The sequence below is a fragment of the Pseudomonas putida genome, assembly GCF_028682635.1.
GTDB lineage: Bacteria > Pseudomonadota > Gammaproteobacteria > Pseudomonadales > Pseudomonadaceae > Aquipseudomonas > Aquipseudomonas putida_AE.
Genome location: NZ_JANHLK010000029.1, coordinates 20,282 through 35,070, shown reverse-complemented (window position 1 = coordinate 35,070; position 14,789 = coordinate 20,282). Strand labels below are relative to the sequence as shown.

The window sequence follows — 14,789 nt, the reverse complement described above, 5'->3', positions numbered from 1 at the left end:
TCTTACTGTTTGTGCGATTTCCCCAAAGCTTTGGCTACAAGCTGTTCGTAGAGTTCAGCGTAAGGTTCGACCGCCTTGCACCAGTTGAACGGTGCGGCCATGGCGCGGCAGCGCATGGCGTTCAGCAGGCCGGGGAATTCGAAGACCTTGAACGCGCGGCTCAGGGCTTCCTGATAGCTCTCCACCGTCGATTCATCGAACAGGAAGCCGGTCACGCCGTCTTCAATGGTGTCCGCCAGGCCGCCGGTATTGCGCGCCACCGGCAACGAGCCGAAGCGCTGGGCGTACATCTGGCTCAGGCCGCACGGTTCATAGCGCGACGGCATCAACAGGAAATCGCTGCCGGCAAACATCCGCCGGGCATCGGTTTCATTGAAGCCGATGCGCACGCCGATCTGCCCGGGGAAACGCAGGGCCAGTTCGCGCATGGCCTGCTCTTCTTCCGGCTCGCCACGGCCAATGATTGCGATCTGGCCACCGGATTTGACGATGTATTCGGAGACCGCTTCAGTCAGGTCGAGGCCTTTCTGGTAAACCAGGCGCGAGACCACGGCGAACAGCGGGCCTTCGCTGTCCTGAAGACCGAACAACTGGCGGACATGGGCGGCGTTGACCGCCTTGCCGTCCCAATCACCGATTTTGAAGGGGCAGAACAAGTGCGGGTCGGTGGCCGCATCCCAGCTTTCATCGATGCCGTTGGGAATGCCGCTGAGCAGGCCTTGCTGGGTCTTGGCGGCGAGAAAGCCGTCCAGACCGCAGCCGAAGTCCGGGGTGGTGATTTCCTGGGCGTAAGTGGCGCTGACCGTGGTGATGTGGCTCGAATAGGCCATGCCGGCCTTGAGGAACGACATCTTGCCGTAGAACTCCATGCCTTCCTGTTGCAGGGCGTGCTGCGGAATGCCCAGCTCGGGGCAGGATCCCAGGCTCGTCACGCCCTGGTACGCCAGGTTATGAATGGTGAACAGGGTGGGCGTGCGCTGGCCACGCCAGTGCATATAGGCAGGGGCCAGGCCGGCCGGCCAGTCATGGGCGTGCACCAGGTCCGGGCACCAGTGGATTTGTGCGAGGTTGGCGGCGATATCGGCGGCGGCCAGGCCCAGGCGGGCGAAACGGATATGGTTGTCCGGCCAGTCGCGGCCGTTGTTGGCGCCATAGGGCGAACCTTCGCGCTCGTAAAGCTCAGGGCAGATCAACACATAAATGACCAGGCCGTCGGGCATGTCCATGCGCCCGATCTTGCACGGCGGGAGCGCCGCGTGACCGCCGAGTTCACCGATGATGTGAATCGGGTTTTCACTGTGCATCACCTGCGGATAGCCAGGGATCAGTACCCGCACATCGTGCAGATGCGCCATGGCCCGCGGCAGTGCGGCGGAAACGTCGCCCAGGCCACCGGTCTTCACAAGGTCGGCAATCTCGGAGGTGACGAACAACACTTTCTTCTTGTTGGGATTCTGGCTGGCCACCGGTGTCAGCGTCCGGGTCCCGGTAACGCTGATCGGTTGCGCGCTGGGAGCACTCACGGCGCTCGATTCGCCGACCTGCTGATGAGCCAGCTCTCCCTGAACATCCAAAGCCGCACTAATCATATGAATCTCCCGTGTTGTTGATCTAATTCTCAGGTCTGGCAAACGGTGTTTCGTGGCCAATGGGTGTGGCCATGCGCAAAAGCGCTACGCGTCGGCGAGCAAGCGCTCCCCAAATGCGTTGAGGCAGTATGGGTGAATTAACCATTGCAAGGATTGCACCAGTCGCAACGCACCTACCTTTCACTCGACCGGACACGTGGGGCAAAAGTTTCCACTTTTTTTCCACTTTGTGACCGACCGGTCTCCCCCGCGAAAATCAGTCTAGGCCAGAACTTAGAGCGGTAAAGCGCTGATGGCAAAATTGTTCGACAATCGGTTGATTTAGGTACGAACGTGCCGGATACCGGTGCGAACGCACCGACGAAGTGCAGGTTTTTATGCGTTTTGGCCTCAAAAAGTCACGTGGCAGTCATATGGATGTGCGTAGCGTCGCGGTGCGCAAGCACTGTTATGGTGCGCTCGCCCGCGTCCCGCTTTTGGCCGAACCACTGCCTTACCGCCAGCCGTGGTGCCTTGTTATAGTTCGGGCTCTTTTTTTGCCCGGTAAAGGATCACTAGCATGTCTCAGTACACAGCGTTCAACGTCGAACTGGTGGATAAAGTTGCCCATGTGCAGATCAACCGCCCGGAAAAGATCAACTCGATGAACGCTGCCTTCTGGACCGAGATTATCGAGATCTTCCGGTGGATCGACGACACCGACGAAGTTCGGGTGGTGGTGATCAGTGGCGCCGGCAAGCATTTCTCCTCCGGCATCGACCTGATGATGCTGGCCGGCGTAGCCAATGAGTTGGGCAAGGACGTGGGGCGCAATGCGCGCTTGCTGCGGCGCAAGATCCTCAACCTGCAGGCTTCCTTCAATGCGGTCGACCATTGCCGCAAACCGGTGCTTGCGGCCATCCAGGGTTATTGCCTGGGCGGCGCCATCGACCTGATCGCCGCTTGCGACATGCGCTACGCCGCCGAAGACGCACAATTCTCGATCAAGGAAATCGACATCGGCATGGCCGCCGACGTCGGCACGCTGCAACGCTTGCCGCGGATCATCGGGGACGGCATGCTGCGTGAGCTGGCTTACACTGGTCGCACCTTCGGCGCCGAAGAAGCACGCGGCATGGGCCTGGTCAATCGCGTCTACAGCGATACCGCCAGCCTGCTCGACGGCGTCATGGGCATTGCCCGGGAGATTGCGAGCAAGTCGCCGATTGCCATTACTGGCACCAAGGAGATGATCAGCTACATGCGCGATCATCGCATCGACGACGGCCTGGAATACGTCGCCACCTGGAACGCCGCCATGCTGCAATCCACCGATCTGCGCGTGGCCATGGCCGCCCATATGAGCAAACAGAAACCCGAATTTCTGGATTGAGTGAAAAATGACTCCACGCTGGACCACGGCAGTACTGGACACCGACCAACCCGGCGGCTGGGCGGTAGCGCGCAGCCCCGAAGGCTTTTTGTTCGATGACAACGGCGCACTGTTCCCGCGCGAATGGCTCAAGCGCCAGGACCTGCCGATACTCGCCGAGCACGGCATCGGCCATCTGGATGGCGAGCCCGTCTATTTGCTGGAGTTGCGCGCCCCCGGCGATGTGCCGGGCTGCGGCTGGAAAGGCTTGCGGGCATTCATGCTCGAGGGCGATCACACCCTGTTCAAGGTACTGGGCTACGCCGCGCAGATCGGCACCTGGGCCCGCGAGCACCGTTTTTGCGGCAACTGCGGCCAGGCCATGACCCAGGTGCCGCGCGAGCGGGCCATGTATTGCCAGCCGTGTGACTTGCGCAGCTACCCGCGGATTTCCCCGAGCATGATCGTGCTGGTGACCCGTGGCGATGAAGTGCTGCTGGCACGCTCGCCACGTTTTGTTGCCGGGGTCTACAGCACGTTGGCGGGGTTTGCCGAACCTGGCGAATCGGCGGAGGATTGCCTGATTCGCGAGGTGCGTGAAGAAGTGCAGATCGAGGTGAAGAACATCCAGTACCTGGGCAGCCAGTGCTGGCCGTTCCCGCACTCGATGATGCTCGGCTTCCATGCGGAATATGCCGGTGGCGAGATCGTCTGCCAGGAGGACGAGATCGAAGACGCCCAGTGGTTCAACGTACATGAGCTGCCGCCGTTGCCGGCGTCACGCTCGATTGCCCGTTACCTGATCGACGTCTACGTGGCGCGGCGCCTAGGCCACGCTGAACCAGTGCTGCCAGGCTAGCCGTACGGTCAGGCCCAGCACCACGGTGATGAACACCGGACGAATGAACTTCGCGCCGCCGCTGATGGCGGTGCGAGCGCCGAAGAAAGCCCCGACCATCACTGACAGGCCCATGCAGAGGCCAATGATCCAGTCCACTTGCCCGGAAAACACGAACACCGACAGCGCCGCAATGTTGCTGACGAAGTTCATGCTGCGCGCTACGCCGCTGGCCTTGACCAGATCGATCGGGTACATCAGCAGGCTGCTGACGGTCCAGAACGCACCGGTGCCGGGGCCGGCCACGCCATCGTAGAAACCCAGGGTGAAGCCTTGGGTCGATTGCCACTTTTTCCTGATCGGCGCGTCGCTGTCCAGCGGCGCTTTCGGCGTGCCGCCAAACAACAGGTAAAGCCCGCAGGCAAACACGATCACCGGCAGCATCTTGTTCAGCCATTCCGCCGGCAGGTAATGCGCGACCACGGCGCCGGTCAGCGCGCCGACCAGGGTGCCGACGATGGCGTGCATCCACTGCCGGGGGTGGAACAGCTTGCGGCGGTAGAAGGTGAAGCTGGCAGTGGCCGAGCCGAAGGTCGAACTGAGTTTGTTGGTGCCCAGCACCAGGTGCGGCGGCAGGCCGGCGGTCAGCAAGGCCGGGGTGGTCAACAGCCCGCCACCTCCGGCGATGGCGTCGATGAAACCGGCAATGAAAGCGACAAAGGCCAGGATGGCCAGGGTGGTAAGGTCAACGCTGAGTTCGAAAGGCATGGAATCGGCTTAATCGGCGGGGGGCAGCAAAGGGCTGCGGGGAAGGGCCGGTATCTTACCTTCATCCAACTCTGGCTGCGACCTGGCTGGCCCCTTTTAGCTTGAACTGTTGCTGTGCCAACAGCGCAGCAGCAAATTGCGCCTGAAACACCCAAATCGTTGTAGGAGCGAGCTTGCTCGCGATGGACTGGAGAACGGCGCGTTTAGCCAGAAAGCGCGCGTTATCGTTGACGTCCGTCGCGAGCAAGCTCGCTCCTACAAGGGGGGCGGTGTTACAGGCCGAGGTCCGACAGGCTCGGGTGATCGTCAGGCCGACGTCCCAGCGGCCAGTGGAACTTGCGCTCGCTTTCCTTGATCGGCATGTCGTTGATGCAGGCGAAGCGCCGGGCCATCAGACCGTCCTCGTTGAACTCCCAGTTTTCATTGCCGTAGGAGCGGAACCAGTTGCCCGAATCGTCGTGCCATTCATAGGCATATCGCACGGCGATGCGGTTGTCGGTGAAGGCCCAGAGCTCCTTGATCAGCCGATAGTCCAGTTCCTTGGCCCATTTGCGCGTCAGGAAGCCCTTGGCTTCTTCTCGGTTGTTGGCGAACTCGGCGCGGTTGCGCCATTTCGTGTCCAGGGTGTAGGCCAGCGATACACGTTCCGGATCGCGGGAGTTCCAGCCATCTTCGGCCAGGCGCACTTTTTCGATGGCCGATTCACGGGTAAATGGCGGCAATGGCGGACGGACTTCGGCGTTAGACATTTCATGTCTCCCTGGTAAGTTAAAGTTCAAACAAGTTGTCGGTACTTGATGTTGTACTTACAGGTCCAATAACTTTCGCGCCATGCATTGCGCATTATCGGCGGCACTGTAGTCACCCATGACAAGCGCGACGGTGATGGCTCCGTCGATCAGGATCAGCAGATGCTTGGCCAGCATCTGCGGGTCCTCGGCGCCATGCTCGGTACACAGCTCGCACACGTAGTCGAGCAGCTTCTGCTTGTGGTCTTTGGCGACCAGGCGAACCGGGTCTTGCGGGTCGCCGGTTTCGCCGCTGGTGTTGATGAATGCACAGCCGCGGAAGCCTTCGCAGGCGAACCAGGCCTTGAGCACGGTAAACAGGTTGAGCAAGCGCTCGGCCGGGGTGGGTGCCTGGTCGACTTCGCTTCTGTACCAGTGCATCCAGCGTTGGTCCCGGCGTTGCAGGGCGGCGACGACCAGCTCCTCCTTGTTGGCGAAGTAGCGGTAGATACTCTTTCTGGAGACGCCGGCGGTTTTCACCAGGAGATCCATGCCAGTGGCGGAAATGCCACTTTTGTAGATCAACTTTTCGGTGACGTCCAGGATGATGTCGCGGGTGTAATTGCTATTGATTTCGTTCATGTGGCCAACAGTAGAACGATCGTTCTCCTTGGTCAAATGTTATTTTTGCGGCGTTCATTAAAAAGCCTTCGCTGGCAAGCCAGCTCCTACAGGGGAGTGCGATCAAACTGTAGGAGCTGGCTTGCCAGCGAAGGCGTCCGATCAGACACCAACAAGACCCAAACCGAACGATGGTGTAAGCTCTCAAGCTCTTCGGATTCGACCCATTGCGAGCCCTATGCCGTCGCTTTTCAAACGCTCCCTGCTGCCTAAACTGCGCAGTTTTCCGCTGACCGCCGATGCCGTCACCATCCTCTCTGGCGCCGCCGAGTTCCGTCGTTGCCTGCTGGAAAAAATCGCCAGCGCCACCCAGCGCATCTATATCGTCGCGCTGTACCTGCAACAGGACGAGGCCGGCCAGGAAATTCTCGATGCCTTGCACGCTGCCAAACTGGCGCGTCCGCACCTGGACGTGGTGGTGGTCGTTGACTGGCTGCGCGCCCAGCGCGGGCTGATCGGTGCCGGCAAGCAGCCGGGCAACTCGGCCTGGTATCAGGAAATGACCCGCACCCGTGAAAGCGTCGTGCCGGTGTATGGCGTACCGGTGCAGACCCGCGAGCTATTCGGCGTGCTGCACCTGAAGGGTTTTGTCATCGATGACTGCGTGCTCTACAGCGGTGCGAGCCTGAATAACGTCTACCTGCACCAGTTCGACAAGTACCGTTACGACCGTTACCACCTGCTGCACAACCGCGCCTTGGCCGACTCGATGCATCACCTGGTGCAACACGGCCTGGTGGCCTCCAAGGCGGTGCATCGCCTGGACCTGCCAAACCTGCCGACCACCCGCAGCCTGCGCAACGACATCGGCGACCTGCGTAGCCGCCTCAAGCACGCGGCCTACGACACCACCCAGGGCTCTACGGATAAAAGTGGATTGTCGGTCAGCCCGTTACTGGGCGTCGGCAAGAACAACCCGTTGAGTCGGGTGATCATCGAGCTGATCGCCAGCGCCCGGCATCAGCTGACCATCTGCACGCCTTACTTCAACCTGCCATTGGCGGTGACCCGGGAGATCAATCGGGCGCTGGCCAGGGGGGTGAAGATCGACATCGTGGTCGGTGACAAGACCGCCAACGATTTCTACATCCCGCCGAGCGAACCGTTCAAGGTGATTTCGGCGCTGCCGTATCTGTACGAGATCAGCCTGCGCCGTTTTGCCAAGCGGCATCAGCGCAACATCGACAGCGGCCAGTTGAACCTGCACCTGTGGAAGGACGGCGACAACACTTATCACCTCAAGGGCATGTGGGTCGATCAGCGCTACACCTTGCTGACCGGCAATAACCTCAACCCGCGGGCGTTTCGTCTCGACCTGGAAAACGCCTTGCTGATCGACGATCCGCACAACGAACTGCTGGAACCGCGCCGCACTGAGCTTGCGCAGATTTTCCAGCACACCCGGCGCATCGAGCGCTACCAGGACCTGCAAACCCTGCCGGATTACCCGGCGGGGGTGGCGAAGTTTCTCAAGCGGGTGAGCAGGGTGAGGGTTGAGCGGTTGCTCTACCGCATTCTGTAAGACCGAAAAAAAGCTTCGCTGGCAAGCCAGCTCCTACAGGTTCAACGTCGATCACATAATTACGTGATCGACCTAAAACCCTGTAGGAGCTGGCTTGCCAGCGAAAGCGTCCGCCCAGACGCTACAAATCTCAGTTCAACCCCAACTTTCCCCGCAACGTCGACAAATCCTCAGCCAGCGTATTCACCGGCCCAACCAACGCCTTGCGATCATTCTCCTTCACCTTGTCGTAAGTCTCGAATCCGCCATCCTGGGTTTTGTACTTCGCCAGGATCTTGTCCACCGTGGCAAAGTTCTTATCGACCTTGGCAACAAACGCCGCGTCCTGTTTCTCGATCTGCGCCCGGAACAGGTCGACGATCTTCTTCGCCCCGTCGATATTGCCCTGGAAGTCATAAAGGTCGGTGTGGCTGTAGCGATCTTCCTCACCGGAGATTTTGGTCGCGGCGACTTCTTCCAGCAGCGCCGCGGCGCCGCCGACGACTTTTTCCGGCGGGAAGGTCAGGCCGGCGACGCGGGTTTGCAGGTCTGTGACGTCCTTGTTCAAGCCATCGGCGAGTTCCCCCAGGCCCTGGGTGCTGTTTTGCGAGAACAGCGAGTACTCGATGCGGTGGAAGCCGGTGAAGTCTTCGGCTGTCACGCCTTTTTCGTGGTCGTCGACGCGGGAGTCGATCGAGGCATCGAGGTCACTGAACAGCTCGGCGATCGGCTCGATCGACTCGTAGTAGACGCGCGTCGGCGCATAGAGTTTTTTCGCGGTCGCCAGGTCGCCTTTTTTCACCGCGTCAGTGAACTGCCGGGTGTGGCTGGCCAGTTCATCCAGTTGCTCGGTGACGTAGATCTTGTAGTCCGAAATCGGCTGCACCAACTCCAGCGGCGCCGTTGCCGCGAATGCCGAAAGCGGGGAGTTGAGCAAGCCTAGGGTCAGCAATAACGCGAGTGGCGACTTTTTCATGGGGCGGTTCCGTCAGGGTTGTGGTGGTCAGATTGTTGTTTTGGCTTGTGTGGCTTCAAGCAGCGAGCGGCCCAGGAAATCCTGGTCACCGGTGACACCCGGCAGGGTGAAGAAGTACCCGCCGCCGACTGGCTTGAGGTATTCCTCCAGCGGTTCGCCGTTGAGTCGGGTTTGCACGGCAATGAAGCCTTTCTCCAGATCGGCCTGGTAACAGATGAAGAGCAGACCCATGTCGAGTTGGCCGTTCTTGTTTACACCGTTGGAATAGTTGAAGGGCCGGCGCAGGATCAGGTTGGCCTGGGTCGCGGCGGTGCGCGGGTTGGCCAGGCGGATATGCGCGTCGAGCCGGGTCAGCTTGCCTTGGGGGTCCTTGCCATAGTCGGGGACTTGCGATTCATGCTGGCCGCCCATGGGCGCACCGCTGGCCTTGACCCGGCCCAGAATGCTTTCCTGTTCCTGCAGCGGCGTACGGTCCCAGCGCTCGACGAAGTTGCGGATAATCCGCACCGCCTGATAGCTGCCATTGGCCGCCCAGGCCGGCTCGTCGCTGCCGGGCTGAACCCAGACGATGCGGTCCATGGCTTGGGCATTGTTGGAATCGGGGTTGGCCGAGCCGTCGCGAAAACCCAGGAAGTTGCGCGCGCTCTGTGCCGGCATACCCGGTTTGGCCGGGGCCTGGGGCGGCACGCTGCCTTCCTGCTTCCAGCGCACCAGGAGCAAGTCCGGCAGATTCTTCACGATGTCGCGCAGGGCGTGGATGTTGGTATCGGCGGTGTTGGCGCAGAACTGGACGCTCAGGTCGCCGTGGCAGCAATCGGCTTCCAGCGCATCGTTGGGGAAGCCGACCATCCGGATCAAACGCTTGGGCTTGACGTCGCTCAGGCCGAAACGCTCGTCGAACAGCGATGCGCCCACAGACACGGTGATGGTCAGGTTATCCGGCGTGACCACCGGCCCGAGAATCCCCGAATCCACCGGGGGCAGTTTCGGATCGACCTGGGCCACCGGGCCGCCCTTCATCAAAAACGCAATGCGTTGATTCAGGGTGCGAAACAGCCGCTCCAGGTCATCGCGATCGCTGGCCAGCACATCAAAGGCCACCAGCATGCCGGACGCCGGGCGTGGGGTGATGATGCCGCTCTGGTGTTTGCCATGGAAATCATGGCGGTCATGGGTGCGCTCGCTGCTGGGCGCCTCGGTCACTTGCGCGGGGCTGGCGGCCATGGCCGGGCAGCTCAAGGCTCCACCTGCCAGTGCGACACCGGCGGCGCCCATGCCCATCAGGACCCGGCGGCGCTGAAGGTTGAATTGCTCTGAATCGTTCATCTGAAAGTCGTCTTCTGCTTACAGGCCGGAAAGGCCAAGGGCGGGGTCTATGGCATCGAGTGCGGCGGCCAGTGCCTTGGCCTTGTCGGCGATCTGTTGGCGTTGTTCGGCGCTGACGCTGTCGTAGCTGGCATAACCGTCGCCGACCTTGAAGCCGTTGAGTTCGCCATCGAAGTCGGCCAGGGCCGTGTCGATGTTTGCCAGCAGTGGCGCGGCGGATTTGCCCAGCAATGGGCGCAGCAGCTCGACCACCTTGCGGCTGGCGTCCAGGTTGCCGGCGAAGCCGTTGAGGTCGCTGTGGCTGTAGCGCTCCTCTTCGCCCGTGCTGGCGCCTACCTGTGCGATGTTGTCGAGATTGCGCACCGCGATGCTCACCAGTTGCTCCGGCGCCAGGGACTGGGCCAGCAACTGTTGCTTGAGCGCCGTGACGTCTGTCAGCAGGCGTTGGGCAAACGGTGCCAGGCCGTCGAGGTTGCGTTGCTCGAACAACGCATATTCGAGGCGATGGAAGCCCACGAAACCCGGATCCTGTTCGCGCTTTTCGAAGTAGTCCGCACGGGCATTGATCGCGTTGTCCAATTGCCCCAGGCGTTGAGCGGCGGGCGCCAGTCTCTGATATGCAGCGCGCGCGGGCAGGTACAGCGCCTGCGCCTGTTCGAGGTCGCCGGCCCCAATGGCTTGCTCCAGCGCCGCGACGGCCTTGATCAGCGCCGTACCCTGACTGCTCAGGTACACGCGGTACTCCGACAGCGGCCCGACAAACGCCAGTAAGGCAGGCCCGGCCTTGGCGGCGGCTTCCGACGCCGCCGTCGGGGTAACGTGCAGCGTGCCGCGCGGGTTGCTCAGCAGGCCGCAAGTGATGGTGTAATCGCCGGGCAGCAGGTTGGCGTTGATCACCTGGCTCAGTCCCGGCGCGATGTTTTCCCGTTCCTCGATCACCAGCACACCGTCGAGGATTTCCCATTCGACCGCGCGATCGGAGCGGTTGACGATGCGAAAACTGGAACGCCCGGCCGGCACCGTCAGGGCGTTCGGCTCGCAGCTGTGGCCGGCAATGGTCACCAGCACCTGGTCATGGTTGGCCTGGCGTTCGCGCTTGGCCGCGGCCAATTGCGCGGCATAGTAGAACAGGCCGCCGGCGGCGATCATCACGATCACCGAACCGGCCACCGCCCAGCGCAAGGCTCGGGGTGGGGAGACCTGAGGTGGAGTTTGATCTGGCATGGTTGCCCTTACTGACTGGAAGCGGGGGGAATGGACTAACCCTGTAGGAGCGAGCTTGCTCGCGAAAAACCATTGGGCGCCGCTGGAAATCTGGTTTGGCGCGTTATCGTTCACGACCATCGCGAGCAAGCTCGCTCCTACTGGGGCGCGGTGCAGGGATGAAGAACATGACCGCCGCCACCAGCAGATAAATCAGATAGGCCCCGAGGGTGCTGACGGTCGGGGCGTCCTGGTAACCGAACATCCCGGCCAGCACCGAACCCAGTGGGCCGTCCATCGGCAGCGAGGTGCTGAAATCGAAGAGCACGGTCTGCCAGTGATTCCAGATCCCGGCCTCATGCAGCGCCTGCACCGAGTTGGCCAGGATTCCCGCCGCCACCACGAGGATGAACAGCCCGGTCCAGCGGAAAAACGCGCCGAGATTGAGGCGCATGCTGCCGCTGTAGATCAGGAAACCGACGACGATGGCCAGCACCAGGCCGAGCAGGGCGCCCAAGGGGGCCGCCGGGCCTTCGCTTTGCTGGAACACCGCGAGCAGGAAAAACACCGTCTCCAGGCCTTCGCGGGCCACGGCGAAAAACACCATGGCGATCAGCGCGAACACCTGGTTCCGGGTGCCGGCCAACGCGTGATCGAGGGAAACGTGCAGCGAGTGCTTGATCGAACGCGCCACTTTGCGCATCCAGAACACCATGGAACTGAGAATGCCGACCGCTACCAAGCCGACCAGACCCTCAAACAGCTCCTGCTGCTTCTGCGGAAACTCGGCGCTGACCAACTCCAGGCCACCGCCCACCAACAGCGCGAGGGCGGCGGCGAGGAACACCCCGACCCACACCGCGGGCATCCATTGGCCGCGGCCGGTCTGCTTGAGATAACTGGCGATAATGCCAACGATCAACGCGGCTTCAATGCCTTCGCGCAGCATGATCAGGAAAGGAACGAGCATTCAGCACCGTGAGGAATTAGATAGGGTGCTAAGTTGTAACATAATGACACTCATTCCCATATGGGAGTGATTGACAGTTACCTGAACCTAAGCTGAACAATCGTTAAGATGTTAGCCGTCTTGCTGGCGATGGGGCCGCTGGATATTGCATCCGGCTTCAGGACGCCTTCGCTGGCAAACTCGCTACGCACTTAAATCAGGACGCAAGCATGGGCCTCATGGACGATTACTCATGATCTCTATTGTCGATCGCTTTTCACCGTATACCGAAGCGCTGAACGTCTCATCTTTTCGCAATTTGCTCATCGGGCAAAGCCTCTCGATGGCCGGTGACGCAATTTGCCTGGCCGCGTTGCCGATAGCCCTTATTCGAAGTGGATTCGCAGCGGACGTGTTCGGTTTTGTCATGGCGGCAGTCGGGGTAGGTACCGTGATGGGGGCCTTGGCCGGAGGTTTGCTGGCGGATCGACAGTCGGCGAAACAGGTGCTGATTTACACCGATATGGCTCGGGGTATTGCGCAGCTCACCGCCGTGGCGCTGATCTTCTGCGGTGCGCCTTGGTGGTGCCTGATCTTTGCCTATCTGATCTTTGGCATCGGCATCGGGGTATCCCGTCCGTGTGCCCAGGTACTGCTCGTCAATTTGCTGCCCAAGCAAGCACTGGTTGCCGGCAATGGTGCGATGAACTTTGTCGATAACCTGGTTGCTGTGCTGTTTCCCGCGACGCTGGGCGTGTTCATCATTTTCTGGGACCCGGTCTGGGGCATCTTGATCGATGGTCTGACGTTCTTTTGCGCTGCCGTTTATACGGCGAAGTTGCCCGATATAGAGCGACGTGAGTGCGAGGAGGGGATCTCGATCCGAGAAGCGGTCAGCGGCATTAGCGTTATTACCGGCAATTCCATGCTCTCGCTGGGTTTTGCAGCCACGCTGGTGGTGAACGTATTGTGCTTTCCGATTTTTCTGGTCGTCGCTCCCTATGCCATCAGCGATCGCTTCAGTCAGGAAATGTGGGGACTGTGTCTGGCCGCATCGGGATTCGGTGCGTGCATTGGATCTGTCATCACGGTTCTCGCTTGCGGCCATGAGCGACTGATCAGTCTTGCCGTGGCCTGCGGCTTGCTGCTGGCTGGCGCGATGGCGCTTCTCGGCATGGGAAGCTCGTTCTGGATGGCGATACTGGGGGCGACCTTCGTGGGCATCGTCGAAGCGGCCTGGTTGACGGGATGGGCCACCGCGATGCAGACACTTTCTCCCGAGAAGGACCTCGGCAAAGTGGTGGCGGTCGATACGTTCTTTACCAGTGGACTGCACCCCTTCATTTATCTAGGAAGCGGAGTCGTCGGCGGGCTGGTGGGTTACTCCCAGACCCTTTCCCTCACGGCAATCGTCAGTGCCGTAGGAACACTGTTGATTGTGCTGGCGGCTTTTACGGTCATGCCAAGGCGAGCTCAAAAACTGTAGGAGCCAGTCTGGCTCCTACCGGACATGACAGGATCAAGCGTTACGATGCCGCAAACTACGCTCCATCCGCGCAATCCCTTCTTCCAGCAATGACCGCGGGCAGCCGAAGTTCAGGCGCACGAACTGTTTGCAGTCATCGCCGAAATCCAGGCCGGGGCTCAGACCGACCTTGGCCTGTTCGAGGAAGAACTGTTGCGGGTTATCCAGCCCCAGCGCTGAGCAATCGAGCCAGGCCAGGTAAGTGCTTTGCGGCACGTTCAGGGTGATGCCCGGCAAACGGCTGCGCACGGCGTCGACCAGGTAATCGCGGTTGGCTTGCAGGTAGTCTTTCAATGCGGCGAGCCACGGCGCGGCTTCGCTGTAGGCGACGCGGGTGGCTTCCATGCCCAGCGGGTTGACGCTGTCGACCATGCCGCAGCGGGCATGATTGACCTTCTCGCGCAGGTGGCGGTCCTGGATGATCATGAACGAGGTCTTCATGCCGGCGATGTTGTAGGCCTTGCTGGCCGACATCAACGTGATGGTGCGCTGGGCGATTTGCGGGCTCAGGGACGCCATCGGCAGGTGCTGGCGGCCGTCGAAGCACAGTTCGGCGTGGATCTCGTCGGAAATGATCCAGGCCTCGTTGGCCAGGCAGATGTCCGCAATGGCCAGCAGTTCTTCGCGGCCGAACGTTTTGCCCAACGGGTTGTGCGGGTTGCTCAGCAGCAGCGCGCCGCCGCCTTGCAGGGACTCGTTCAAGGTCGACAGTGGCGTGGCGTAGGTGCCGTCCGGCTGCGGGTTGAAGGTCAGTTCGACCTTGTTCAGGCCCCAATGGCCTGGCGCGTGACGCAGGGGCGGGTAGTTCGGCACTTGCACGACCACGTTCTGTGCCGGCTGTACCAGCGCCTTGAGCGCCATGTTGAAGCCCGACTCGACGCCCGGCAGGAAGATCAGCTCCTGCGGCTCGACACGCCAGGCGTACTTGTTCCACAAATCGGCCACGATGGCTTCGCGCAAATCGTCCTTGGCCATGCTGTAGCCGAGCAGCGGGTGTTCCAGGCGCTTTTGCAGGGCCTGGACGATCACCGGCGGCGCGGCGAAATCCATGTCGGCGACCCACATCGGCAGCACGTCGGCCGGATAGCGGCTCCATTTGGTGCTGCCAGTGTCGTGGCGATCGAACACCTGATCAAAATCGAAAGTCATGCGCAGTCTCGTAAAGGCCGGTTAATCATGGTGGCCATGATAAGCGCCAATCCCTGTGGGAGCGAGCGGGACCTGTAGGAGCTGCCGCAGGCTGCGATCTTTTGATCTTGCTTTAAAAAAATCAAAAGATCGCAGCCTCGTTGCACTCGGCAGCTCCTACAGGGGGCGCGTCGCCCGACGGTCGGTTCTCATGGTGAATTCGACA

General features: G+C 61.0%; 14 protein-coding genes. 4 read left to right on the top strand and 10 right to left on the bottom strand.

The annotated features are described in order from the left end of the window. Positions 1–2: 2 nt before the first annotated feature. Entirely contained in the window at positions 3–1,589 is a 1,587-nt protein-coding gene (gene glgA / locus NPS56_RS26120; protein ID WP_274077310.1) for a glycogen synthase GlgA, read from the bottom strand. 559 nt (positions 1,590–2,148) lie between these two features. Here glgA and NPS56_RS26115 point away from each other — a divergent pair. Together NPS56_RS26115 and nudC are read left to right on the top strand one after the other, a co-directional pair. Continuing rightward, positions 2,149–2,961, top strand: coding sequence for a crotonase/enoyl-CoA hydratase family protein (locus NPS56_RS26115; RefSeq protein WP_274077309.1), 813 nt, complete (start codon positions 2,149–2,151; stop codon positions 2,959–2,961). A 7-nt stretch (positions 2,962–2,968) separates the two neighbouring features. After that, complete coding sequence (gene nudC, locus NPS56_RS26110) at positions 2,969–3,799, top strand: NAD(+) diphosphatase (RefSeq protein WP_274077308.1); 831 nt, start codon at positions 2,969–2,971, stop codon at positions 3,797–3,799. Here nudC and NPS56_RS26105 read toward each other — a convergent pair. The 4 genes from NPS56_RS26105 to NPS56_RS26090 form a co-directional block, all read right to left on the bottom strand. Further along, positions 3,767–4,546 carry a TSUP family transporter gene (locus NPS56_RS26105; RefSeq protein WP_274077307.1) on the bottom strand — a complete coding sequence of 260 codons (780 nt, stop codon included), beginning with the start codon at positions 4,544–4,546 and terminating at the stop codon, positions 3,767–3,769. The genes nudC and NPS56_RS26105 overlap by 33 nt on opposite strands. Before the next feature lie 61 nt (positions 4,547–4,607). Continuing rightward, a complete protein-coding gene (locus NPS56_RS26100) occupies positions 4,608–4,793 on the bottom strand; it encodes a hypothetical protein (protein WP_274077306.1) in 186 nt (61 codons plus the stop codon). A 25-nt stretch (positions 4,794–4,818) separates the two neighbouring features. Continuing rightward, the gene (locus NPS56_RS26095) at positions 4,819–5,295 is read right to left on the bottom strand and encodes a nuclear transport factor 2 family protein (protein WP_274077305.1); all 477 of its coding nucleotides are present in this window, start codon (positions 5,293–5,295) and stop codon (positions 4,819–4,821) included. A 57-nt stretch (positions 5,296–5,352) separates the two neighbouring features. After that, positions 5,353–5,916: a TetR/AcrR family transcriptional regulator gene (locus tag NPS56_RS26090; RefSeq protein WP_274077304.1), complete on the bottom strand. Its 564-nt coding sequence runs from the start codon at positions 5,914–5,916 to the stop codon at positions 5,353–5,355. Between the two features lie 217 nt (positions 5,917–6,133). Here NPS56_RS26090 and pssA point away from each other — a divergent pair, with 217 nt between their 5' ends. Further along, positions 6,134–7,477, top strand: coding sequence for a CDP-diacylglycerol--serine O-phosphatidyltransferase (pssA, locus tag NPS56_RS26085; protein WP_274077303.1), 1,344 nt, complete (start codon positions 6,134–6,136; stop codon positions 7,475–7,477). Positions 7,478–7,607: 130 nt separating this feature from the next. Here the strand turns inward: pssA and efeO (NPS56_RS26080) are convergent, their stop codons facing one another. From efeO (NPS56_RS26080) to efeU, 4 genes are all read right to left on the bottom strand, one after another. Then, the gene (gene efeO / locus NPS56_RS26080) at positions 7,608–8,432 is read right to left on the bottom strand and encodes an iron uptake system protein EfeO (RefSeq protein ID WP_274077302.1); all 825 of its coding nucleotides are present in this window, start codon (positions 8,430–8,432) and stop codon (positions 7,608–7,610) included. Positions 8,433–8,459: 27 nt separating this feature from the next. Beyond that, positions 8,460–9,758, bottom strand: coding sequence for an iron uptake transporter deferrochelatase/peroxidase subunit (gene efeB / locus NPS56_RS26075; protein WP_274077301.1), 1,299 nt, complete (start codon positions 9,756–9,758; stop codon positions 8,460–8,462). An 18-nt stretch (positions 9,759–9,776) separates the two neighbouring features. Then, a complete protein-coding gene (gene efeO, locus NPS56_RS26070; protein ID WP_274077300.1) occupies positions 9,777–10,982 on the bottom strand; it encodes an iron uptake system protein EfeO in 1,206 nt (401 codons plus the stop codon). Between the two features lie 103 nt (positions 10,983–11,085). Further along, positions 11,086–11,931, bottom strand: coding sequence for an iron uptake transporter permease EfeU (efeU, locus tag NPS56_RS26065; protein ID WP_274077299.1), 846 nt, complete (start codon positions 11,929–11,931; stop codon positions 11,086–11,088). A 232-nt stretch (positions 11,932–12,163) separates the two neighbouring features. Here efeU and NPS56_RS26060 point away from each other — a divergent pair, with 232 nt between their 5' ends. Further along, complete coding sequence (locus NPS56_RS26060; protein WP_274077298.1) at positions 12,164–13,396, top strand: MFS transporter; 1,233 nt, start codon at positions 12,164–12,166, stop codon at positions 13,394–13,396. 33 nt (positions 13,397–13,429) lie between these two features. Here NPS56_RS26060 and NPS56_RS26055 read toward each other — a convergent pair whose 3' ends face one another. Then, a complete protein-coding gene (locus tag NPS56_RS26055; protein ID WP_274077297.1) occupies positions 13,430–14,584 on the bottom strand; it encodes a MalY/PatB family protein in 1,155 nt (384 codons plus the stop codon). Between the last annotated feature and the right edge of the window lie 205 nt (positions 14,585–14,789).

Coding starts and splice junctions, on each gene's coding strand:
- efeO (WP_274077302.1), bottom strand. CDS start 8,432: ATGAAAAAGTCGCCACTCGCGTTATTGCTGACCCTAGGCTTGCTCAAC.
- efeU (WP_274077299.1), bottom strand. CDS start 11,931: ATGCTCGTTCCTTTCCTGATCATGCTGCGCGAAGGCATTGAAGCCGCG.
- efeB (WP_274077301.1), bottom strand. CDS start 9,758: ATGAACGATTCAGAGCAATTCAACCTTCAGCGCCGCCGGGTCCTGATG.
- NPS56_RS26105 (WP_274077307.1), bottom strand. CDS start 4,546: ATGCCTTTCGAACTCAGCGTTGACCTTACCACCCTGGCCATCCTGGCC.
- efeO (WP_274077300.1), bottom strand. CDS start 10,982: ATGCCAGATCAAACTCCACCTCAGGTCTCCCCACCCCGAGCCTTGCGC.
- NPS56_RS26090 (WP_274077304.1), bottom strand. CDS start 5,916: ATGAACGAAATCAATAGCAATTACACCCGCGACATCATCCTGGACGTC.
- pssA (WP_274077303.1), top strand. CDS start 6,134: ATGCCGTCGCTTTTCAAACGCTCCCTGCTGCCTAAACTGCGCAGTTTT.
- glgA (WP_274077310.1), bottom strand. CDS start 1,589: ATGATTAGTGCGGCTTTGGATGTTCAGGGAGAGCTGGCTCATCAGCAG.
- nudC (WP_274077308.1), top strand. CDS start 2,969: ATGACTCCACGCTGGACCACGGCAGTACTGGACACCGACCAACCCGGC.
- NPS56_RS26115 (WP_274077309.1), top strand. CDS start 2,149: ATGTCTCAGTACACAGCGTTCAACGTCGAACTGGTGGATAAAGTTGCC.
- NPS56_RS26055 (WP_274077297.1), bottom strand. CDS start 14,584: ATGACTTTCGATTTTGATCAGGTGTTCGATCGCCACGACACTGGCAGC.
- NPS56_RS26095 (WP_274077305.1), bottom strand. CDS start 5,295: ATGTCTAACGCCGAAGTCCGTCCGCCATTGCCGCCATTTACCCGTGAA.
- NPS56_RS26060 (WP_274077298.1), top strand. CDS start 12,164: ATGATCTCTATTGTCGATCGCTTTTCACCGTATACCGAAGCGCTGAAC.